Annotated in this window: 21 protein-coding genes and 1 pseudogene; 10 read left to right on the top strand and 12 right to left on the bottom strand. The window is 41.3% G+C overall.

Features of this window, described 5'->3' with window-relative positions; translation table 11 throughout:
* Positions 1-12: 12 nt before the first annotated feature.
* The 5 genes from FTT83_RS03645 to FTT83_RS03625 all read left to right on the top strand — a co-directional run bounded on the left by FTT83_RS03645 (position 13) and on the right by FTT83_RS03625 (position 3,312).
* The gene (locus FTT83_RS03645) at positions 13-987 is read left to right on the top strand and encodes a class 1 fructose-bisphosphatase (protein ID WP_166167271.1); all 975 of its coding nucleotides are present in this window, start codon (positions 13-15) and stop codon (positions 985-987) included.
* A gap of 56 nt (positions 988-1,043) precedes the next feature.
* Complete coding sequence (locus FTT83_RS03640) at positions 1,044-1,820, top strand: RNA methyltransferase (RefSeq protein WP_166167274.1); 777 nt, start codon at positions 1,044-1,046, stop codon at positions 1,818-1,820.
* Between the two features lie 166 nt (positions 1,821-1,986).
* The gene (locus FTT83_RS03635) at positions 1,987-2,601 is read left to right on the top strand and encodes an RNA polymerase sigma factor (RefSeq protein WP_086196186.1); all 615 of its coding nucleotides are present in this window, start codon (positions 1,987-1,989) and stop codon (positions 2,599-2,601) included.
* On the top strand, positions 2,598-2,918 hold the full coding sequence (locus FTT83_RS03630) for a hypothetical protein (RefSeq protein ID WP_180176249.1): 321 nt from the start codon (positions 2,598-2,600) through the stop codon (positions 2,916-2,918). Before FTT83_RS03635 ends, FTT83_RS03630 begins: the two co-directional genes overlap by 4 nt.
* Positions 2,908-3,312, top strand: a complete 405-nt coding sequence (locus FTT83_RS03625) for a DUF3106 domain-containing protein (RefSeq protein WP_180176250.1) — start codon at positions 2,908-2,910, stop codon at positions 3,310-3,312. The genes FTT83_RS03630 and FTT83_RS03625 overlap by 11 nt, the downstream gene beginning before the upstream one ends.
* Positions 3,313-3,373: 61 nt before the next feature.
* Here the strand turns inward: FTT83_RS03625 and FTT83_RS03620 are convergent, their stop codons facing one another.
* The 4 genes from FTT83_RS03620 to cxpE form a co-directional block, all read right to left on the bottom strand.
* Positions 3,374-5,791 (bottom strand): CSLREA domain-containing protein, encoded by a 2,418-nt coding sequence (locus FTT83_RS03620; protein WP_180042199.1) that lies wholly within the window; start codon positions 5,789-5,791, stop codon positions 3,374-3,376.
* A gap of 17 nt (positions 5,792-5,808) precedes the next feature.
* A complete protein-coding gene (gene rbtA / locus FTT83_RS03615; protein WP_180042197.1) occupies positions 5,809-7,611 on the bottom strand; it encodes a rhombotarget A in 1,803 nt (600 codons plus the stop codon).
* 118 nt (positions 7,612-7,729) lie between these two features.
* The gene (gene hda, locus FTT83_RS03610; protein WP_086196191.1) at positions 7,730-8,434 is read right to left on the bottom strand and encodes a DnaA regulatory inactivator Hda; all 705 of its coding nucleotides are present in this window, start codon (positions 8,432-8,434) and stop codon (positions 7,730-7,732) included.
* Positions 8,435-8,449: 15 nt separating this feature from the next.
* A complete protein-coding gene (cxpE, locus tag FTT83_RS03605; protein WP_180042195.1) occupies positions 8,450-9,670 on the bottom strand; it encodes a chloramphenicol efflux transporter CxpE in 1,221 nt (406 codons plus the stop codon).
* Between the two features lie 134 nt (positions 9,671-9,804).
* On the opposite strand from cxpE, the gene purM reads away from it, so the two are divergent.
* On the top strand, positions 9,805-10,872 hold the full coding sequence (gene purM, locus FTT83_RS03600; protein ID WP_086196193.1) for a phosphoribosylformylglycinamidine cyclo-ligase: 1,068 nt from the start codon (positions 9,805-9,807) through the stop codon (positions 10,870-10,872).
* A 9-nt stretch (positions 10,873-10,881) separates the two neighbouring features.
* Positions 10,882-11,511, top strand: coding sequence for a phosphoribosylglycinamide formyltransferase (gene purN, locus FTT83_RS03595; RefSeq protein WP_180042193.1), 630 nt, complete (start codon positions 10,882-10,884; stop codon positions 11,509-11,511).
* A gap of 79 nt (positions 11,512-11,590) precedes the next feature.
* Here the strand turns inward: purN and FTT83_RS03590 are convergent, their stop codons facing one another.
* Entirely contained in the window at positions 11,591-12,394 is an 804-nt protein-coding gene (locus FTT83_RS03590; protein WP_180042191.1) for an alpha/beta fold hydrolase, read from the bottom strand.
* Entirely contained in the window at positions 12,391-13,416 is a 1,026-nt protein-coding gene (gene sppA / locus FTT83_RS03585) for a signal peptide peptidase SppA (RefSeq protein WP_180042189.1), read from the bottom strand. Before sppA ends, FTT83_RS03590 begins: the two co-directional genes overlap by 4 nt.
* A gap of 131 nt (positions 13,417-13,547) precedes the next feature.
* Between sppA and FTT83_RS03580 the strand changes: the two genes are divergently transcribed.
* A complete protein-coding gene (locus tag FTT83_RS03580; RefSeq protein WP_180042186.1) occupies positions 13,548-14,531 on the top strand; it encodes a lysophospholipid acyltransferase family protein in 984 nt (327 codons plus the stop codon).
* Positions 14,532-14,538: 7 nt separating this feature from the next.
* Here FTT83_RS03580 and FTT83_RS03575 read toward each other — a convergent pair whose 3' ends face one another.
* The 3 genes from FTT83_RS03575 to FTT83_RS03565 all read right to left on the bottom strand — a co-directional run bounded on the left by FTT83_RS03575 (position 14,539) and on the right by FTT83_RS03565 (position 19,100).
* Positions 14,539-16,986, bottom strand: a complete 2,448-nt coding sequence (locus FTT83_RS03575; protein ID WP_180042184.1) for a DNA internalization-related competence protein ComEC/Rec2 — start codon at positions 16,984-16,986, stop codon at positions 14,539-14,541.
* 202 nt (positions 16,987-17,188) lie between these two features.
* Positions 17,189-17,872 (bottom strand): lipoprotein-releasing ABC transporter ATP-binding protein LolD, encoded by a 684-nt coding sequence (gene lolD, locus FTT83_RS03570; protein WP_086196199.1) that lies wholly within the window; start codon positions 17,870-17,872, stop codon positions 17,189-17,191.
* The gene (locus tag FTT83_RS03565; protein ID WP_086196200.1) at positions 17,865-19,100 is read right to left on the bottom strand and encodes a lipoprotein-releasing ABC transporter permease subunit; all 1,236 of its coding nucleotides are present in this window, start codon (positions 19,098-19,100) and stop codon (positions 17,865-17,867) included. Before FTT83_RS03565 ends, lolD begins: the two co-directional genes overlap by 8 nt.
* A 23-nt stretch (positions 19,101-19,123) precedes the next feature.
* Here FTT83_RS03565 and FTT83_RS03560 point away from each other — a divergent pair, with 23 nt between their 5' ends.
* Entirely contained in the window at positions 19,124-19,693 is a 570-nt protein-coding gene (locus tag FTT83_RS03560; protein WP_086196201.1) for a PilZ domain-containing protein, read from the top strand.
* A 4-nt stretch (positions 19,694-19,697) separates the two neighbouring features.
* Here FTT83_RS03560 and FTT83_RS03555 read toward each other — a convergent pair whose 3' ends face one another.
* Both FTT83_RS03555 and FTT83_RS03550 read right to left on the bottom strand, forming a co-directional pair.
* Positions 19,698-20,609, bottom strand: coding sequence for a DMT family transporter (locus tag FTT83_RS03555; RefSeq protein WP_180042182.1), 912 nt, complete (start codon positions 20,607-20,609; stop codon positions 19,698-19,700).
* A gap of 12 nt (positions 20,610-20,621) precedes the next feature.
* Positions 20,622-21,092: a YaiI/YqxD family protein gene (locus tag FTT83_RS03550; protein ID WP_180042180.1), complete on the bottom strand. Its 471-nt coding sequence runs from the start codon at positions 21,090-21,092 to the stop codon at positions 20,622-20,624.
* 270 nt (positions 21,093-21,362) lie between these two features.
* Here FTT83_RS03550 and FTT83_RS03545 point away from each other — a divergent pair, with 270 nt between their 5' ends.
* Positions 21,363-22,292, top strand: a complete 930-nt coding sequence (locus FTT83_RS03545; protein WP_180042177.1) for a hypothetical protein — start codon at positions 21,363-21,365, stop codon at positions 22,290-22,292.
* 297 nt (positions 22,293-22,589) lie between these two features.
* On the opposite strand, the pseudogene FTT83_RS03540 reads toward FTT83_RS03545, so the two are convergent.
* Positions 22,590-22,707, bottom strand: a pseudogene (locus tag FTT83_RS03540) (IS982 family transposase); the annotation flags it as partial.

Raw genomic sequence — 22,707 nt, 5'->3', positions numbered from 1 at the left:
AGCTTTCCTGTCATGTCATACCTCACCCTTTCCCAATATTTACAACAACAAAACGGGAATCTTACACCTGAATTGGCTCAAGTTATTGAAACAATTGGCAATACATGTAAAGACATCGATCAATTATTGCAAAAAGGTGCTTTGGCTGGTGTTTTAGGAAGTGCACAACACGAAAACGTTCAGGGTGAAGAACAAAAGAAACTTGATGTAATTTCAAATGATTATTTAATTAATGCTTTAAAAGTTCATCCACATGTGGGTGGTCTGGCTTCTGAAGAATTAGACGAATTCACTCCTGCACAAGAAAACGGCAAGTATCTGGTATTGTTTGATCCTCTCGATGGTTCTAGTAATATCGATATCAACATGTGTGTCGGGACCATTTTCTCTATTTTGCCTGCTAAAAATGCAGTGACCAAAGCTGAAGACTTTATGCAAGCTGGTACAAACCAGGCTGCTGCAGGTTACGTGCTTTATGGCCCATCCACCATGATGGCGCTAACTGTAGGTGCTGGGGTGGTATTCTTTACTTTCGACCCTGAAAGCAAAGAATTTTTAATGACTTCTGAAAATATTCAGGTTGCTGCCGATACTAAAGAATATGCCATCAACGCATCGAATCAACGTCACTGGGAAGCACCGGTAAAACGTTATATTGATGAATTGCTTGCAGGCAAAACAGGCCCGCGTGAAAAAGACTTTAACATGCGTTGGGTGGCGTGTATGGTGGGTGATATTCACCGTATTCTTTGCCGTAGCGGTATTTTTATGTATCCATATGACACTAAAGATCCGAAAAAAGCCGGTCGTCTACGTTTAATGTATGAAGCAAACCCAATGAGTATGCTGATGGAACAGGCAGGTGGTGCATCTACCACTGGTCGTGTACGTATTCTGGACATCCAGCCGACTGAACTTCACCAACGTGTACCTGTAGTGATTGGTTCTAAAAATGAAGTTGACCTCGTAACTGGCTATCATAATTAATTTTTCTTATAGCGGAAGTAAGTCCTCATAACTTGCTTCCGTGGATTTATTCTCCCATGCCGACTATTTTTCTAGAATCAAAAGATAATCCCAAAATTAAACACTTGCGTGGCTTAATTGAGCAGAATTCATATCGCAAAAAACAAGGTCAAACCGTACTTGAAGGCACCCATTTGTGTCTGGCCTGGTTAGCTGAAGATAGAAAAATCAAATCTATTTTTACCACCGAACAGGCTTTAAGCCATCCTGATTTTGACCGTATTGCCGAGCAATACCAAGGTGCAGTCTTTGTCATTGGTGAATCCCTGTATAAAGATTTAAGTACGCTGGGCACCACACTGGCTTGTCTTGCCATCGTCGATTTACCCACTTCCCGTCATGCTTTAGATTTCACGGCAGACACCTTAATTCTGGAAAATATTCAGGACCCTGGCAATGTCGGTACTTTACTCCGCTCCGCTGCTGCTGCCGGTATTCGACAAATTGTCTGCACCAAAGGTTCAGCTTCGCTTTGGTCACCACGAGTACTGCGTGCCGGAATGGGTGCACATTTCTCCTTGCATACTTATGAAAATGTGACACTGGAAGATATTTTGTCTCAATTCAAGATTCCGGTATATGTAACCAGTTCACATGAATCAGAAAGCTTGTATACGAAAGATTTGACCCAATCCTGTGTCTGGATTTTAGGCAACGAAGGTCAAGGGGTTTCTGAGTACGCCCTTGCACATGCACAAGCCGTTTCCATACCCCAGCCCGGCGGACAAGAATCCCTGAATGTTGCTATTGCGGGTTCAGTCTGTTTCTTCGAAATGGTTCGTCAGCGTTTATAAACTGATCTTTCGTTACTTTATTTTAAACATCACTGATGGATGTTAAAAAATAGACTACACTAGAAAAATAATATTATTTTTGTCAACCAAACCATTATTTTCAACGTTATATAACTATGAAATTGGAAATAATGGTGGGTATCCAATGACAGGATTTTCCATCTCTATGGATTCAGCACCAAAACAGTCTCAGTCAGAAAATTTAAGTACTCTGAAGAGTACGGCTGAACAACGCCTGAAGACTTTTATGCAGGATGTGACTGGACGTGCCTTGGTCATGATGGAAAGTGCGACTCAAGGTCAACAAGGTATCGCGATGGATTTGGTACAGGAAGCATTTATTTCCTTGCACAAAGCTTATGCTGATAAATCGACTGATGAATGGTATCCCCTGTTTTACACCATCTTAAACCATAAACTGCAAGACTGGCGCAGAAAAGAAGCTCGTCGGGTGCAACCTTTTTCTTTTTTCAAGAAAGTCAGTCTGGATGATGACGATCTTGAGTTAAATGATATTGTCGATGAGACTACTCCTAGTCCATTCGATTTTCTTAATCAAGCCGTGACTGCCGAAGAAATCAAAGAAGCCATCGCTCAGCTTCCTGTTCGCCAGCAGCAAGCTTTTATGCTTCGTGCTTGGGAAGGTTTTGATACACACACAACTGCACAAATCATGCAGTGCAGTGAAGGGAGTGTAAAAACCCATTATCACCGTGCTATTCAAGGCCTCAAAGCTTCTTTAGCACATTTGAATCCATATCGTGGAGGGTCATCCGAATGAAACAAGATGATTTCTTAAAACAAGTTACTTCCAAACTCGATGGGCTCGCACAACATCACAAAGCCAAACCCGTGGTGATGCATCATGTCATTGAAGAAATTCAAGCACGAGAAACATCCCGTTATGGGCTTTGGAAAATGTCAGGTTTTGCTCTTGCCACCGCAATTGCAGGATTCGTGGTATTGCCAAACTCCTTTGAAATGTCAGAAAAACCGCAAAATCAAGTAGTAGTGACCCCAAAACTATCTCCTCAAATGGTTGAAGATTTGGAAATGTTAATGGTTTTAGGTGAGGATAAGGTTCCACATGGCAGCTAAAAAATTAGCCTTTGCTTTTTGTGCACTCGGATTTTTACAAACCAGTTTTGCTGGTTTCGAACGTTTTTGGATTTTTTCCAAAGATGCTGATACACAAGTTGCAGAAACCTGGGAAACATTATCCGATAGTGAACAACGTGCACTCATTCAACGTTACCAATCACTCAAAGAATTACCCGAAGCACAAGGCACTACTTTACAGCAGCGTATGGATTGGTTTACCCAACTTCCAGAACAAGAAAAACAGAAAATGCGTGAAACCTGGCAGAAAATGAGCAGCCAAGAACGTAAAGAATTGGGTATTCGTATGCAAAAAGCGACACCTGAAGAGCGCCCGCTCATTCGCGAAGAATATATCAGTAAATATTTCCCACAAATGACTAAAAATCATTAATTATTTGATTATATTTAAAAAATTAAAATCAAAAAAGCCGCTGAAGTCAGCGGCTTTTTTATTATTTCATTCGATAACGTCGATATAAAGTTAAACCTAGAATAGCAAATACACCATATACTCCAAATGCCCCACCACCACTCGATGATGAATTGGTATTTTGGACAGTGTTGTTCAGATAAATAGTGGCAGTATTTGATCCCAATCCCTCAGCATCATATATTTTATAAGTCACCGGATAATCGAATTGACTGAGATTATTCTTAACTGCAAAATGCAATTTTCCACCATAACATATATTACTAGCATCAGTACCCGGACAAGGACCCTGGCGTTCTGCCGTCATAGTCAACCCAGCTGGTAACTTCTCAATTTGGATTGGAATCTCTTGTCCTTGTTTATTTTGGTAAAATGCCGGTTTTGCTGCAGCTACAGTAGAAGTCAGGCCATCACCATTATCATGGTCATTTTCCAGAGGATTAACGGTTACTTCCAGATTAGAACTTGAACTAATAGAATAAATATCATCCTTTGCAACAGGAGTAATATTTACAAAACTGGCCTGTAAAATACCTGAAGACTGCTTGGCTTCACCACCCTTTTCTTTAAGCGTGTATTTACAATAGGCATAATCAGCAGTATTAAGCAATTCACCACTTGTACGATAGATCATGATCTGTTTGAAATCTGCATTCCATTCGCATTTTAAGTCATCTAGTTCACCTTTTAGCACAGCATTACCATCGGTTACGGTGAGTGTACCAATGCCATAAGGCTCAACCTCAACAGTATAGTTATCGGCATTTAAACTCTTGATGCGATAGTCTTCACCTGATGTATCACTTACCTGCTCTTCTGCAGGAATCGCCAGTACAAATGGGTCAAAATAAATAGCACGGTATTTTTGGTGCTGCTTGGTATATTTCAACAGATTTTCGTATTGAGCTAATTCCTCTTTGAAATCATTGATTCCGGTTGAGTTTTTAACTCCTTCATCAATTAATGCCTTAAGTTCATCAATATTGGACTGATAAAATTCCAGTAAACTAATAATCGAGCTATTTTTTAAATCTGTAATATCTATAGCGGATAAATTCATACGTTCAACCGAACCGATATCGCAACTATTCTTTTTGCTTGGTTCAAGTTGTAAAACTGTATCTAAAAAACGGCTTAAACCGCGTTGATCATAATCACTACAACCTGAACGATTGACATCAATTAAATCTGCCGCACTTTGATTATCTCTTGGATAATATAAAGGCAAGAACATATTATATGCTGATGATTCCGTCATCTTAGACAGTAAGCTAGAAAAACTGGTGCTAGAGACATCTAAATTTTTCGAACTTTCAACCGTGGACTCTAAAGTAATTTTAGGTAACACACATTGATCTGTTCCTGATGCCAAGTTCAAGGCATTATTGCTTGCAACAAAAATCATTTTTTCACTCGGAACACCATTAACCGAGTTATAACGACAGGATTTATCCGAATTATTAAAAGCCAGAATATTGAATGCGAAAACTTTGCTGCCCGATTGATCATATAAAAAGGTGCTGTATGCTGAATTTTCTACGATCGTATTACTAATGGCGGTTAAAGTTGAATAAGGACTAAAACGATCTAAACCGTCACTCACTGCCCGTAAAATACTACCGCTACTTGAGTTTGCTATATTTTGTGCAATCGTATTCGCAGATAAGTTTACCTTTGCAACACCACAAAAATCTAATGCACTCGCACTGGCGATCGAACCATTCTGAATAATACTGCTTTGAGCAATGGTCACCGCAGGTTTGGTATCTCCCAGATTGCCGTAACAGTCCATTGCAATAACACTGCCTTTATTGGCCTGATTCCCTTGAATTAAGCTGTTACTTATCTTGACTTCTTTTTCAATATCTTGCGCAATATTATAAATTGCCCCCCCTGCAATATCCGCCTTCGAGTTTAGAATTGCACCCTTATTGAAGCTTAAAGCTCCACCGAGTAATAATGCCCCGCCCCGACCATTTTCAGCATAACCTTTTTCAAGTTGAATATCATTTAGCGTTAGACTGGTTTCACTAATACTGGTATTAAAAATTCTTGAACGATTTTCACCACTAATAATAGTTTTTATCTGTTCAAATGCAGGATATTTTTGTGTCAGTTTATCTTTTTCATCATAGTTAAAACGTGAAACGCCACTAATCACCAAAGCCGATTCCGGCACGAGTTCTGAACTTAATTTATATGTACCGGCTTCTAATTGAATTTTATCTGCTACACCATTAAGCGTATTTCCAGCTGTACACCCCCCATAACCTATATTTTTTTTCGCAGTAATGATTGCTTCACGCAATGAACATGCATTACTGTTTTCACCATTTTCGTCTGCAAACGTCGTGACCTTAATGGTTTTATCCTCCGCTGCCATTAATGACATAGCAGATAAAACCATAATGCAGAGCAATCCTTTTTTATAATTGTGCATTACTTTTTTCCTACTTTTTATTTCTTATAATGACGCAGACCAATCAGACCTAATAAAGCCAATAAATTCAACAGCCCAAATGCACCACCTGATGTTTTGACGCTCTTGCTATCCATAGCATTACTTTGCTCTTGCACCATATTTGCACTAAGCACCAGATATTTTTTATTTTCATTAAAACGCGTAGAAGATGTAACGACACGCAGTTCAAAAATATCTGCACCGCGCCAACTACCATTTGGCGTGTAAACCAAATTACCATCAATATCTAAAGTCAGTGAACCTTTGCTCTCCGTTAAGGTTTGATCAACATATACACAACCATCTTGCCATTGTTCACCATTGGGATGTTTGCCCAATAGCGCTTCACATTTTTCTTTCGGATATAAGTCACTGTCACCCAAGTATTGCAAGATATTGATTTTCGCTATTTCACCTACTTTTAAGTCCTGACCAATACGTGCAATGGTCGTGGGTACAATAATCTCAATAGCACCGCGGTCACACCAGCTGTTATCAGTGGTTCTGCTCTTATCGCGCTGATCTAATCCCTCACAGATCACCTGAACATGCTCAGTATCTGAATCAACTCGCCCTTTATTTAAAATGAGCGTGTCAAACATGTTATTTGCACTAAGTAAAATACGTGGCCGTATATATCCTAAAAAGGTATCTTTTGCTGTTGCATAAGGACAAAGTAAGGCTTCTTGGTCTGCAATGAGTGATTTACAACTGCCCTCGCTACTGTCTCCTGCGAAAAGTTTATTGCCAGTCCAAAATTCATTCGGATAATTGGCATCACCGCTTCTACATTCAGAAGTAACCAAGTTATTTTGCAAAATACTTTTATCATCACTACTAAATTGGCAATTATTATTTGTTCCATTTGGATTACCAATCACAATACTGTTAGCGATATAGCCTTGAGCATTTGGTGCTTCAAACTGCACACCTGCAGTATTCGCAACAATAGTCAGATTATTTAAGCCTATTCCATCCCGAATATTAACAACATAGCCTGTGTTATTCACAAAGGTACTGTTGGTAATCATATTTATCTTAGAAGGAAAGGTCAGTTTAGAGAGGTCTAGAATGTTCTTTTCACTAAAAATGTTGGCAGTGCCCGAAGTGGTTTTATTATTTTTAAAAACAACATTCGTGATGGTGAAATTTGGACGTTGACTGTATAAAATACCACCACTCATCGCTTCGTTATTTTCAATCAGACTGTTGCTAATCGATACACGGCTACTATATACATCGGCATCGGTATTCTCACCTACATTATAAATAGCTCCTCCTAAACGCGCTATTCCTCCCGTGAGTTTTACATATTTTAAGACCAAGTTTTCATTATTATATAAAATACCGCCGCGATCGGCACAGACACTCTTTTGACAACCTTCAAAACTGACTTCTTGTATATTTACTATAACGCGTTCTTTGGCATTATCATCAATATTAAAAACCTGATCTTGGCCTGTCATACGAATAATGGCGTTATTTAAACCGGCAACAGCTGTGTCACTAACATTAGTTTCATAATAAGTTTTCAAATTAAGTGCTGATGTAATATTAATTTTACTTGTCAGCGTATAGACTTTTAATTTATCTAGCAGAATAGTCGAGGTAGAGTTTTCTCCTCCACAGCCATAAAAACCTTCTTTCGGCAACCCCAAATTAACGTATTCTATTGCTTCACGTAATGAGCATTCCTTGTCATCTTTTTTAGTATCTTCAGTCGTGTTTACGATAATATCTGCACTATAAGCATGTCCTGCAAAGCATAACATCCCTATACCTATGCTCCGTTTGAGCATATTAGTCTCCTTATATTCTTTAATTTTTTTTATTCTTTAGTTGCAACATCCCTGCAACATCGAACTATTTTGCTGTACTTTGTCACAGCTTGAGTAATTACTCAAGATTTTTTATTTTTTACCGATATTCATCGATCAAGGCATAAATTTGTCTTAAATTCGCATGACTAATCTTAGTTTTCTCACCTTTTAATAGCTGAATAAGCTGTTCCAAAGTTTGCAGTAAAACCGAAGTCTGATGAGGCCCATGAGCCAATAAATAATCAATAATCTGCTGGTCAATATGAATTCCCCGACGCGATAACACCGAGTTCACCAATGCATAACGGTCAGCATATAAACTCCCTGAGGGTACCTTGACACTGACTGCCTGAGTCAGGCGGGACTGTAAATCCGGAAGTTCAAGTTTCAATTCAATCGGGGCCATACGGGAAGAAAAAACCAGCTGTCCACCACCTTCATTATTGTAATTAATTAAATGAAAAACTGCTTTTTGCCAATGTGGAACACCGCTGATCGCTTCGATATCATCCAGTGCAACCAGATCATATTGATCTAATGAGCTAATCGCTTCAGTAGGCGCATCCAGCAATTCAAGCAGTGAAACCTGAATTGCAGACTTGCCTATTTCCAGATAAGAATCACAAATAGCAGAAAGCAAATGACTCTTGCCGGATCCTGCACCACCATAGACATAAAAGCGGTTCATTAAACCGGCATGGAGTTGTCGAACTGCATCGATTACATGCCCCCATCCCGGCCCAGAAAAATCGCTAATTCTGGCGTCCAGTTGAGGTTCAATATCGAGTTGCAGTTGACGCATATATGGGTTTTAACCTTAAGGTTCTTTATTATCTATCGATTCAATCTTACTCGATTTTTCAGTCTCTTGCAGATTTTTTGCAGGATGATTTTTGACTTCAATATCAATATCAATCTGTTCGCTTTCAATTGAAACCGATCCTATATCAGTGTTCTCTATCACCACTTGAGGGTGCCCGTAAACACGGCTCTTTTCATAATACTCTCGTGCATGACGTAGCAGTACGACAATGACGGCGGCTACAGGCAAGGCAATCAGCATTCCCAAGAAACCTGCAAGCTGGGCACCTGCCAATACTGCAAACACTACAGCAACTGGTGATAGGCCAATTTTATCACCTAACAAGAAAGGTTGCAGAATATAACCTTCTACCATCTGCCCCACCATGAAAACCACAACCACCAAGGCAAGATGGGTCCAGTCCAGACCAAATTGAAATAGTGTGGCGATTACAGCGGCAATGATTCCCACAGCAAAACCCAGATAAGGAATAATACTGGACAGACCTGCAATCATGCCGATAATCAGACCGACTTCAAGCCCAATCATTTGCAAACCCACTGCATAGACCACGCCCAGCAAAAACATCACCAAAAATTGACCTTTAACAAAAGCACCTAAAACACTGTGACATTCACTGACAATCTTCAAAGTTGCCTTTTCATAAGGACGCGGAATCAATCTACGGAAACTGTCCAGCATGCGCTCCCAATCCAGCAGGAAATAGAAGGCAATAATTGGAATTAATATTATTGTTCCACCAATTTGAATAAAATTCAGACCAGACTGGGCAACCTTCAGCACGACTGCCTGAATACTGTCTGCACTGTAATTGGTTTGAATGTAATCCATAATGGCCGAGGACATCTGCTCGGTGTCTATTTCCATCGGCACCAGATTAAATGTATGCGACAACCACGGCAGGAAAGTATAGTTCACCCAGTGCATACCTGCAGGAATACTGGTTTTGGCATACATTAGCTGTTTCCAGACCAGTGGAACCAGATACCACATTGCCCAAGTCAATACGACCCCAATCCCTATAAACACCACACTAATCGACACCCAGCGCGGCAAACCGATACGATGTAACTTATCTACTAAAGGACTAAACAGATAGGCAATTAAAAATGCCCCGATGAAAGGTAATACTACCGGTTTAAGCAGATACAGAACCCAAAGGATAAATGCGATTGCTGCAAGTATAAAAATGCGTCGTGAAGTGCGATCGACCATAGAAACTCGCCTTTTTTCGGTTTATTTGTTCTAGACAGTAAAATATTTTAATAAAGATAGCATTTTAGCGCATAAATAACATAAGAGTTTCGTATATTCGGGTATAATCGCGGCGCGAATGCGGAGACTTCATTATGAGCAACTCAACTTCCCCTAACACTGGTTTAAGCTATAAAGATGCGGGTGTCGACATTGAAGCGGGCGACTTACTCGTCGATCGTATCAAATCTGTCGCAAAACGTACTTCTCGCCCTGAAGTCATGGGCGGACTAGGCGGCTTTGGCGCACTTTGTAAAATCCCTAAAGGTTATGAAGAACCTGTTCTCGTATCTGGCACAGATGGTGTTGGTACAAAATTACGTTTGGCATTGAATTTGAACCGTCATGACACAATTGGTCAGGACCTGGTGGCAATGTGTGTCAACGATCTTCTTGTATGTGGTGCAGAACCATTATTCTTCCTCGACTACTATGCAACAGGTCACTTGAATGTTGATGTTGCAGCAAATGTAGTAACAGGTATTGGTGCGGGTTGTGAGCTTGCAGGCTGTGCACTTGTAGGCGGTGAAACTGCCGAAATGCCAGGCATGTATGAAGGCGAAGACTATGACCTTGCAGGTTTCTGCGTAGGTGTAGTTGAGCAAAGCAAAATTATTGATGGCTCTAAAGTTAAAGCGGGTGACGTTTTAGTGGGTGTTGCATCTTCAGGTGCACATTCAAATGGTTACTCTCTTCTTCGTAAAATTCTAGACGTGAAAAATGTTGACCTCACTCAAATTGTTGACGGTCGTCCACTTGCAGATGCTGCAATGGAACCAACACGTATTTATGTGAAGCCAATTCTTGAATTGCTTAAACAGGTTGATGTTCACGCGATGGCACACATCACGGGTGGCGGTTTGCCAGGTAACTTACCTCGCGTACTTCCAAATGGTGCTCAAGCAGTGATTAATGAATCTTCTTGGCAATGGCCGGAACTGTTCAAACTTCTTCAAAAAGAAGGTGGTGTTGAACAATTTGAAATGTACCGCACATTCAACTGTGGCGTAGGTATGGTACTTGCTGTTGATGCAGCAGATGCTGACAAAACTGTTGAGTTGCTAAACCAGCTTGGCGAAAAAGCATGGACCATGGGTCATATCGTCGACAATGCTGAATCTGTTGAAGGTGCAGACGAAAAAATCCGTGTAGTTTTTGCATAAGTACTTCGCATGATTAAAATTGCTGTCCTTGTTTCAGGGAGTGGAAGTAACCTGCAGGCCCTGATTGATGCCAATCTCTCAGGTCAAATTGTCGGGGTCATTTCCAACAAACCTGAAGCATATGCTTTAGAACGTGCTGCAAAAGCGGGCATTCAAACTGCCGTTATTGAACACAAGCAATATCCTAACCGTGAAGCCTTTGATGATGTCATGCATCAGCAATTGCTTGATTGGGATGTTGATCTGGTCGTGCTTGCAGGCTTTATGCGCATCCTGAGTGCCAAATTTGTCAAAGCATGGGAAGGGAAAATGCTCAACATTCACCCTTCCCTGCTGCCGTACTACAAAGGCATGCATACCCATCAACGTGTACTTAACACCGGTGATGTACTACATGGCTGTACGGTTCACTATGTCACTGCCGAACTGGATGCAGGTCAGGCTTTGGCCCAAGGCGTGTTGAAAGTGAATCTGCATGACAACGTTAGCAGTCTTGCCAACCGTGTGCATGTACTTGAACATGTCATTTACCCGCAAGTGGTGGAATGGATCTGTAATGGAACCATTCAGCATACTGAACAGGGTATATTGTATCGAGGTCAGACAATGAAAGAGCCGGTACAATTCTGCAAGTTTTAAAGAATATTAACGCATAAAAAAACGCATCCTCGGATGCGTTTTTTTATTGCTTCATTTTTTACTCATTAACTGGCGCAGATTACACTGCCGGCTGTTGAATCAGTTGCTTGATCAATTCTACAGTCTCAAGCGGTTTTTCCAGTGGAAACATATGACTTCCCGAAACAACCGTATATGCAATACCAAACTTCTTTTTCGCGATTTGCGGAAAGCCCCGCCCAATAAACGGCCCTTGTTCCGCCATCAGCAGCTGGACAGGCACTTGAGGTTTTGGCTGTGGCAGCCACCATAATGATGGATTGGTTCTAAAAATATTCACCTCATCCATTTTGGAAATGGTCAACTCCACACCGCCTCGCACCTTGTCTTCCGTTAAAGCATGATCAATATAGGCCTGGAAACAGCTTTCATCAAAGTGTTGATAAAAGCCTTTAGGACGCAGCAATTCAGCGGCCTGTTCACGACTCTCCCAATGGTCTCTGCGACGTAAGGACAAAGAAGCTGGCGACATTTTATCCATGGCTTTCAGCTTCAAGGTTTTGGCCACATGCAAAGCAAAGGCGTCTTTCCCCATAATTAAAGGCGGATCAATCATAATGACCTGCTCAAACAGTTCAGGACGTTTTAAGGCTGCCTGAAAAGTCAACACTGCTCCCAAAGAATGACCAAGGCCAATGACTTTGCTGCCATTAGCCTGGCGGACAATACTGTCAATCACTTGATTGGTCAGACTGTTCCAGTGATTGTCTATGGGGTAACGCTTGTCCGGACCAAGCAAGGGGACATAAATAATGTCATATTCATCTTTCAGTCCATCAAACAGCTTTTGATAAACTTTCGATGGCACGCCATTGGCGTGCGCAAAGTGGATTACTGGTTTCATTGCAGTTTTGTCGTTTGTTCAGATTGGACTTGCTGTGAAATCGAGCTAGCAAAACCCTGTCCAATTGAACTTCCCATACGTCCTAGTACTGAATCGAAAGGATTATATTCAATGGTATAATTTACTGCTTTTTCCAGTTTCAGTTCTCGTTTCAAACTATTTAAACTGCCGATACGGTCTGCAATGCCCAATTTCACTGCCTGTTCACCTGTCCAGAACAAACCTGAGAAGATTGCAGGATCAGTTGATTTCAATTTTTTACCACGTCCTTGTTTTACGGCATTGATAAAATGGTCGTGCACATTATCCAGCACCCCTTGTACATGGGCCTTTTGTGTAGCATCAACCGGTTGAGTCATCGATAAAAGAGCTTTATTTTCACCTGAAGTCATGGTGCGGTCTTCAACACCTAATTTCTGCATCAAACCTGTTACCCCATAGTTTGGCATAATCACACCAATAGAGCCGACCAGACTTGAAGGGTTGACAATGATCTCATCCGCAGCAGAGGCGATATAATATGCACCTGAAGCACCTGTATCACCAATAATGGCATACAGTTTTTTGTCTGCATGGGCTTTTTTCAAATATTGAATTTCTTGCCAGATTTCATCCGATTGCACAGGTGACCCGCCTGGCGAATTAATATTTAAAACCACAGCTTTACTTTGTTTATTTTCAAAGGCTTTTTTGAGTGCTTTGATTGTATCGTTACTATTCACGCTTTGCTTGTCTGCAGCAATGGTACCAATAATGTCGACCACGGCAATATGTGAGCTGGTGGTCGCCGTTGGATCTGCCGTGGATGTGCTGCAGCTTTTAGCCAGTAACACCAAAATAAAAAGAATATAAGCAAAGGTGAGAAATTTAAAAAAGATTCCCCAACGGCGCGCACGGCGCTGTTCTTCTACAGAGGCTAAAACGGCTTTTTCTAAAATATGCCATTCTTTGCCAGTTATATTTTGCGAATTATGTTGTGTATTTTGAATTTCATTTTCTGGTTTTGGTGGCCAATCGGACATGGAAAACGATCCACTGTTAAGTTAAATTAGAGTCATTATATACACTGATCGGGTTAAATCTGTCTAAATTATCTGTTTTCCCTTATAATAAATTTATCTTTTCCATTCCTGATGCAATTGACAATATAACAATGACCGATCGAAGCTCCCAGAATACAACTTATCGTCTTTTGCAATTTATTAGCCGACAACCTATTCAAATTTCTCGATTTATAGCGCGTGGTTTAGCTGGTCTGGTCAATACTCTTAAAATTTCCAAAACCTCAGAAACCATTCAATTGAATTTAAATATTGCGCTGCCTGAACTGAGCGATACGGAGCGGGAAAAAATTACGGCTCAAGCCATCCGTAATGAGCTGATCTCTTATTTTGAATTTTTCAGTATCTGGGGTTCAAGCAATGAGGCCAATCTGGCGCGCATTCATAAAGTGCATGGTAAGCAGCTGCTGCTGGATGCACTCGCAGCAAACAAAGGTGTGGTTTTAATTGTTCCGCATTTTGGTACCTGGGAAATCATGAATGCCTATATTGCCCAATTTACCAAAATGACCATCATGTACAAGCCAGTCAAAAATGAAGCGGCCGATCAGTTCGTTCGTAAGGCTCGCAGTCGCGAACAGGCAACATTGGTACCTACCGATGAATCCGGAGTTCGCCAGATTTTCAAGGCCTTAAAGCAAGGCGGAACAACGGTAATTTTGCCAGACCATACACCCAATGTTGGCGGTGAAATGATTCCTTATTTTGGACTGCCTTTGGCCACCAGTAATTTAAGTGCCAAACTGATTCAAAAAACCAAAGCCAAAACATTGTTTTTGTATGCACTGCGTAATGATGATCAGGGCTTTGATCTACATTTTGAAGCAATTGATGAACGCATTTATTCGGTTGATACCAATCAAGGCACAAGCATTATTTTTCAAGCCATTGAGAACCTGATCCGTCGTTATCCTGAACATTATCATTGGAGCTATAAACGCTTTAAAGCCAATCCTGAATTGGATGGACTGTATTATCTCAATAAAACAGAGGCCTTAGCACTGGTCGAAAAAGTCCGTGCTGAGACTGCAGCCCAAAATACAATGTTTCCAGTAGAAAATGATCAGGTCATATAATCAGGCCTTATGATTTAAGCTTTACTGCTGCACGTTTTAACCATAGCTTTTGTTCACGTGCATAATGTAATTGCATTTGTCCATTGGCCTGTCTGCTAAATTGAATGCTGCCCTGCTGTACTGTACTCAGCAAAGGAATTTTCAATTCCTTTAAGCGTAACCGAACCATATCACTTGGATGTCCATAACGATTGTTAAAGCCAGCCGAAGCGATCACGATTTTCGGTTTTAATTGCTTTAAAAAAGCATAGGCCGAACTGTGCCGACTACCATGATGCCCCAAAACCAGCACATCAACTTTTAAGTCTGGATAATCCTGCAGAATTTGATATTCCGTTCGCCAACCGGCATCTCCCATCAGCAAAAAATTTTGATAGGGTTGGGCATTTTTCACCTGTACATAAACAACGCAGGACATTTCGTTTTGATCAGTTTTGGCATTTGCCAAATTCTCTGCTTTGGGTGATAACACGGTTATGTTCATCCCATCATTCCACGACCATTGCTGCCCTTGATGACAATAATCAAACTGGCTACTATCGGGAATGGGAACTTGCTCATTTGAATAAACATGCTTAATGGGTAAATCCTGTTTAATCGATGCATACGCCCCGCTATGATCCTGATCTAAATGTGTCAAAATCAGCTGATCCAATTGATCCACACCCTTCACCGATAAAAAGGGCAAAATAATTTGTTTGCCGATACTGAATTTAGCTTCATCATAATTTCCACCAGTATCAATCATCATGGTCCGGTCTTGATCGCGGATAAAAATTGCCTGTCCTTGTCCAACATCCAGTACGTTTAATTCGAACCGATTTTTACTGACATCGAGACCAATTAAAGGAATAAAACACAATATGGACCAGGTTTTAGGTAACACAGCACGCGGTAAAAACAGGATTATCAAGCCTAGACATAAACTCAGCCACACGGCAAATGTCATCGCAATCGGCTGTAATGTCGGGGCAAACAGCCCATCTAAAAGTTGCAGCAACCACAGCAAAGCTGCAAGACACAGATCGTTGATTTGAAAAACCAGGCTACCCAAAGGTTCAGCAATGAAATAGCACAACGCTGCGATCACATCTAAGGGCACAATCACCAGACCAATCCATGGAATAGCGAATAAATTGCTCAACGGCGTAATCCATGCAATCTGTTTAAAAAACAGCATCATCAGTGGAAATAAAGCCAGAAATATTTTCCACTGCGATTCGATTAAAAGTTTTAATTGTATTTTTATATATTGAGTTTTGGTCTTTAGCTGATCCGCCCCCCTTTGCTGCAAGGTCTGGTAAATGCGTAGCAACACAAAGCATGCACCATAGGACAACCAGAACGCAGCCGATAAAATACTAAAAGGATCAAAAATTAATAGAATAGAGGCACTAGAAAGCAAAATATTAAATGGCCGGACCTTTTGCTTGAATAAGATAAATGCACTGATCAACAAGCAGCTCAACAGCGTTCTCAATGCCGGAATTTCAAAGCCGACAAATGCACAATACAGTACTACGCTCGCGCAAAAAGGCCAGATCAGCAGATATTGCTTTGGCCATTTCAAATAGAGTTGTGGTCGATCATGACGAATGAGCTGATGCAGCCCCCAACACAGCAGTACAGCAAAAATCAGCACATGTGGACCCGATATGGCCAGCAAATGACTCATACCAAAGCGCTGAAATAGTTGCTCGGTTTCTGTATCCAGTAAACTTTTATCCCCGGTCAATAAAGCCAGCATCAAACCTTCATGCTGCACGGGCTGCTGATGAATAAAATTGCGTAATGCCAAACGCTGCTGCTCAACCCAGAGTTGCATCTGATTGGAAACAGAAGCTTGTTGTTTTAGGTATTGTCCATGCCCTAAAGCATAAACCTCTTGTTCTGTCAGCTTGTGTATTGATGAAACTTTAAATCCAGACATGATATTTTGCTGGATATACCATTGCTCCTGATCAAAGGCACCCTCAGTGGCATAGCTATGCGCAGGCAGGATTTGTCCCTGCAAACGGTAATATTGACCTAACTCAAGTACAGATTTGGAACCAGAATGCATTTCATTTTTTAAAAATGCCTGCCATTGCACCACTTCTGTATGGCGGTTCAGTACCTGAATTTTTTGCTGGATGGTCTGATCGCCTAATTCATTGATGTGTTTAATATAAGCAATCACCTCCACTGCTTCAGGCTGTTGTTCCCGAAACAGCAAACGCTCATTTAATTGATGATTGGCATAACTATAGCCAAGTGTGATCCCCAGACTTAGCCCTACAGAAAGCTGTAAAAATTTAAATCCTAAGCAATTGGCCTGTTTGAAAACAGTCAGTTTTAAAAGAAGAGTCAGGATGAAAAGAGTGCTACACGGAAGGAGTAAAGACTGCAAGATTGGAAGAGTTTTTCCCATTATTGCAATACCCAGCACCCAGCCGATACAGATTATTTGAATCATTGTGATTATAATTTTTTTATTTTAGGCAATATTAAAGCCCACCGCAGTGAGCTTCAATTGTTTTTTAAATTTGTCGATCAGTGTCTAGGGTGGATTGATACTTCGTCTATGTTTGCGACAAGGAGTATTTTTTACGCTGTTTACATCTCATTGTTTAATTGCAGCTTACAACGCAGACCTTTTATGAAATATCAACCAACCCTTAATCATCAATCCAGACACCGTCTTGCATATGCAAAATCGAATCGGCAGTCTGGGCCAACTGTTCATCATGCGTCACAATCAGCATCGCCATATTGAACTCATCACGTAACTCACTGAGCAGTTCAAAAATTTTTACTGCCGTTTTACGGTCCAAATTCCCCGTCGGTTCATCCGCCAGCATCAGTTCCGGCTTTGCCACCAGTGCACGTGCCAAGGCTACACGCTGACGTTCACCACCAGACAGCTCACCCGGTTTATGCGTCATGCGATGTGACAGTCCAACCCGATTGAGCAAGTATTCAGCCTGTTCTTTAGACTGTTTATACGTCGTTCCTGCACGCAGCATCAGCGGCATGGCGACATTTTCCAATGCAGTAAATTCAGGCAACAGATGATGGAACTGATAGACAAAACCTAAATGCTGGTTACGTAAATAGCCCCGTTCAGCTTCACCTAAATTATCAAAGCGCTTGCCATTTAAAAACACCTGTCCTTCTGTTGGACAGTCCAGCCCCCCCAACACATGTAACAAGGTACTTTTACCGGAACCACTGGAACCGACAATCGACACAAACTCGCCTTTTTTGACCTGCAGGGACAAGTTTTTAATCACTTCAACTGTGGTTTTGCCATCGGTAAAACTTTTCGAGATATTTTTCGCTTCGAGGACAAGATTACTCATAACGTAAAGCCTCTGCCGGTTGGGTTTTTGCAGCACGCAGTGCCGGATAAATCGTGGCAAGGAAACTTAAAATAAGTGACAGGCTCACAATCACCACGACATCTTGCCAACGCAAATAAGACGGCAAGTAATTAATAAAATAGGCATCAAACAGGTTCAAACCAAATGCGGTATTCAACCAGCCGATAAAGCCACTGATACTTGAAGCAAAGATAATCCCGAGAATGGCACCGGAAACAGTCCCGATCACACCAATAATAGTACCCTGTACCATAAAAATCCGCGTGATGGTTGCAGGTGAAGCTCCCAATGTACGCAAAATGGCAATATCAGATTTCTTGTCGGTGACGACCATCACCAGTGAGGACACAATATTAAATACTGCCACCAGTACAATCAGGAACAGTAGCAAGCTGACCATGGCTTTTTCCATCTGAATGGCGCTAAACAAATTACCGTGGGTAAAGGTCCAGTTCGATGCATAGAAATTGTTTGGCAGATCTTTGACAATATCATCCGCCACTTCTGGGGCAAGAAAAATATCATCCAGTTTTAAACGCACACCTTGAGCACCGTCCGGCAAACGCAATAAAGTTGAAGCATCATTCAGGGCAATATAGCCCATCATGGAATCCACTTCTGCCCCAATACTGAAAATACCGACAATCTTGAAACGCTTGAAACGAGGCACCACCCCTGCAGGCGACGGTGTAGCTTCTGGAAGGACTAAAGTAATATTGTCGTTTAATCCCAAGCCCAGTGAATCGGTCATTTGTTTACCCAAAACAATGCCAAATTCACCTTTTTTCAGGCTATCAATACTCCCCGCAATCATGTGATTCTGGATAATTGACACTTTCTTTTCATATTCAGGTTCGATGCCCGTGACCATAATTCCGGCCACTTGCCCCTGTGCTGTCAGCATGCCCTGTAACTGGGTAAATGGCGCTACACCTTTGACATGCTCATGCTGTTCAACTTTCTTTGCAAGTTCTGGCCAATTTGTTAATATTTGTGTTGAAGAAACAGTAGCTTGAGGTATCATTCCCAATACACGGTTTTTCAGCTCGCGGTCAAAGCCATTCATTACAGACAAGACTGTAATTAACACGGCCACACCTAAGGTGAGACCGATCATAGACACCAAAGCAATAAAAGAAATAAAGTGGTTGCTACGCCGTGCACGAGTATATCTCAACCCGATGTACAGCGAGATTGGTTTAAACATACCATTTAGTCCGAGGAATAATTATGGAAAATTTACAGCATCAAAGCGGCAATATGGAACGCCGCGTTATGTCTCGTATCGATGCTGCTTTGCGAATTAATTATCAGATTATCTCTGATGATGTCGCACTTAATGACCCTTATGATCCTAACTTTGTGCTGCCCCGCTATTTTCTACTACTCGCAGAATTAGATCAATTTGATCATGCTGTAAACTACGAATTAGAACAATTAAATGAAAAAGATCAACAAATTGCTAGAATATTATCCTTATTCAACCAAAAATTAAACCTTATTACCGGCTCTTTATACGATGCAATTGTACAATCCATGTTACCAATCCCGGAACATGTCAATTTTTCCGAAACCGGTTTCAGTTTTTTTAGCGAGCACCCTATTCAGGAAGGCACTTATGTGCATGTGACCTTGAGCCACCCTGAAAATTTCTTCCATATTGCCGCAACCGCTCAGGTAGTCTATAGCCGTACAGAAGATAATGGCAAGTTCCGTACTGGTGCTTATTTCATTACCTTACATCCACAAGACCGGGTAAAACTTGCCGAGTGTGTCAACCTCAGCAAAAATAAAGATTAGATATTTAACTGTTGGACTTGATCTTGATGGCGAGATTCTGGCTCGCCTTAAGATCACGATAAAAATAAACAAACAGACCAAACAATAAAATAAAGGCGCCGATAAAAACCATCACCGATAATTTTTCATTATTCAGCATCGCTCCAAACAACATGGCCAACATGGGTGTCAGCACCGTAGTCAACGATAAGGTGGTCGCCTTAATATTCTGTACCAGTTTAAAATAACAGAACATGGCCAGCAGTGAAGCCATAATCACTGCATAAAACAAACCGATCAATGCCTTGGTATTCGGAATATGATCTGGCGCATGCTGCCAGATCAAGGGCAACATGCACAGTGCAAACAGGCTGGAGACCAGAATGGAACCCGTTGCTTGAGCCATGGGTTTCAGCGGTGCATTGACTTTTTTGACCCAGAAAATGGATGCGCAATATACAAAAACACTGAACAACATCAGTCCTATGCCTATTGGCTGAACGTGATGGTCACTGCCACCCAGACAGATAATCCCCAGCCCCAATACTGCAATGCACATCCCCAGCCACTGCAAGCGATGCAAATGAACGTTAAAAGCAAAACGGCCAATCAATCCGGTCATAATCGGAGCTAGACCGAACATCAAGGCAATAATGCCTGAACTTAAATAGGCTGTGGCTAAATAGGTAAAAATTTGTGAACCAATAAAACTGCAGGCACCGGCAATATAACTATGCAGGGAGATTCCATTCAAAGGTAATCTGACTTTAAGGATGACCAGCAAGCCCAATGCTAAAGGCAGTGCAATAAAAAAGCGCAGTGCCAACGCCCACAAACTATGCAAGTCCGAAACACTCCAGACAATTGCCAGTGGCGTGGTTGCCCAGATAAATACCAATAAGGCATAGGTGGACATGATATTGGTTTTTGATGGCATGAGGAGCTCAAGTTAGGCTGCTGTTTTACGTTTCTGTTTCTGAATGGTTTGATCCAGTGCACTGGAAAATTCGCGCTTGTCCCGTTCAGAAATTGGTGGCGGACCACCCGTATTAACACCTGCTCCACGTAATGAATCCATAAAATCACGTAGATGCAGACGCGCTTTTACGTTGGCAGAGGTATAAATCTCGCCGCGAGGATGAATAGCAATTCCACCTTTTTCAATCACTTGAGCAGCCAATGGAATATCCTGGGTCATGACGATATCATGCTCTTTCATGCGCTCGATAATTTCTTTATCTGCAGCATCTGCGCCACTCATCACCTGAATGGAATTAATCCGTACTGACGGGGTAATCCCCACATTTTGATTCGCGACAAAAGTCACTTCCAGCTGATAGCGGTCAGAAGCGCGAATAATTACATCACGCAGAATTTTAGGCAATGCATCGGCATCGACCCAAAGTTTAAATGGCAGCACACCACATCCATAGTCAAAAAAGAATAGCCTGTAGTTTAGCAAATTCCATACGACAGGAGGATGGCTAAATTGATTCAGCTCATTTGCTGTTTTTAGATTTAACTCACATGGTCATGCTTTCCATGGCACACTTGCAGGCTTCATCGCATCCAGATACAGGAGTTTGAGTTTATTTTAACGACTTTAATGGTTAAATTTAGTCCCTTGACTTGAAATTTAACAATAACCCTCGATTTAATAGATAAATACAGCCCAACATCAATTGTGAATATGAAAAATCAAAATAGACCAGAACTGATCACCATTGAAGACCAGAACTTTGGCAGTCATGTCGAACATTGGAATCTGCTTACAGATCACCCATGTACCGATGTGCCCAAGTGGTTAGGCCTGGCACTTGATGCACCAGTGATGCCAATGGGTTTATGTAAAGAAGAAGCTGACATGGATGCGTCAGCCTGGCTTATTCAAGGACCTAAACAGGCAACCGTGCAAATGACCCAAGTCATTGCTGTTGAAAACAACAAGCCCCAAGCGGTCAAAACAGCCTTTCCAAGTTTTGAAAGTCCCTACAAAGTGAATGCCACCATTGAACGGATTATCACCTGTAAATCCAACACTCAGGCGGTACTGCGCTTGAATCTGGGTGCGAATACCATTGTCTATGCCTTTGACACACTGTATAGCGTCAATCATGACCAGTATGAAAAAGATCAACCCTATCTTGCGCAGCTCAATGCCTGGGCCTATGAACTGGAAGCCGTTTCAGATCATGAACAGTTGGTAGTGGATGATCCGGCCTCCATCAAACATCACCGTGCATTAAATGACATTCTGGCTGCCAATAACGGCGTGGCACCTGCCAATTTGCAGGAACAGATTGATGCCTGGGAACCCAAATCGGAAGATGACAAACAGCCGGTGACTGTCGATTTTTCCAAAATGGTGGCCTATCTGTATGGCGAAAATATGGGGCAGGAAGATGAAGCCTGGTTCCAGGGCAATATTGTTGGCAAAACCTCGATGTCATTTATGGATCAGGACTATACGCTTTATGATGTCGCCCTGATTCATGATGAAAATCAGGCAGCTACCCTAATTCGTATTGCCACCAAGAATCCGGCTTATAAAGACTTTACAATTGGCCAATTCATTCGTGGCAATTTATGGATTCAAGTGAATATTTACGCTAAAAAATAAATCTTCTAACCATAGCAGCACCACAACAGGATTATCCTCTCAGGTTATGGTGCTGCTTTTTATTTTTTTAATACTCTTCTTTCATCATTATTCATCCCCTCTTTATTTTTCTCCCTCTGGGAGAAATAAAAGGAATTTATGAAAGAAGTCTAAGTTTTATTATCTCTATCTACAGTGTGATTAAAATTTATCCACAAACCAACATTATATGGGTGGTTTTGAATTTAAATTAAAATAACTTATCCACAATTTTAAATTCAAAATTCTATTTTAACTAACTACTACAGTTAACCCTAGTTACGGATAAGCTAAATTTCTAACGACATGAATTTTTGGCTTATTCTTCTGACAGAGTTGATAAGCACATAAAGATGAAAATATGCCTGCTAGAAAACCGGAAATAGTCCGATGTTTA

This window comes from Acinetobacter sp. YH01018 (assembly GCF_013420295.1).
Lineage (GTDB): Bacteria > Pseudomonadota > Gammaproteobacteria > Pseudomonadales > Moraxellaceae > Acinetobacter.
Note: the sequence above shows the minus strand (reverse complement) of the source record. Positions and strands in the feature narration are given on the sequence as shown.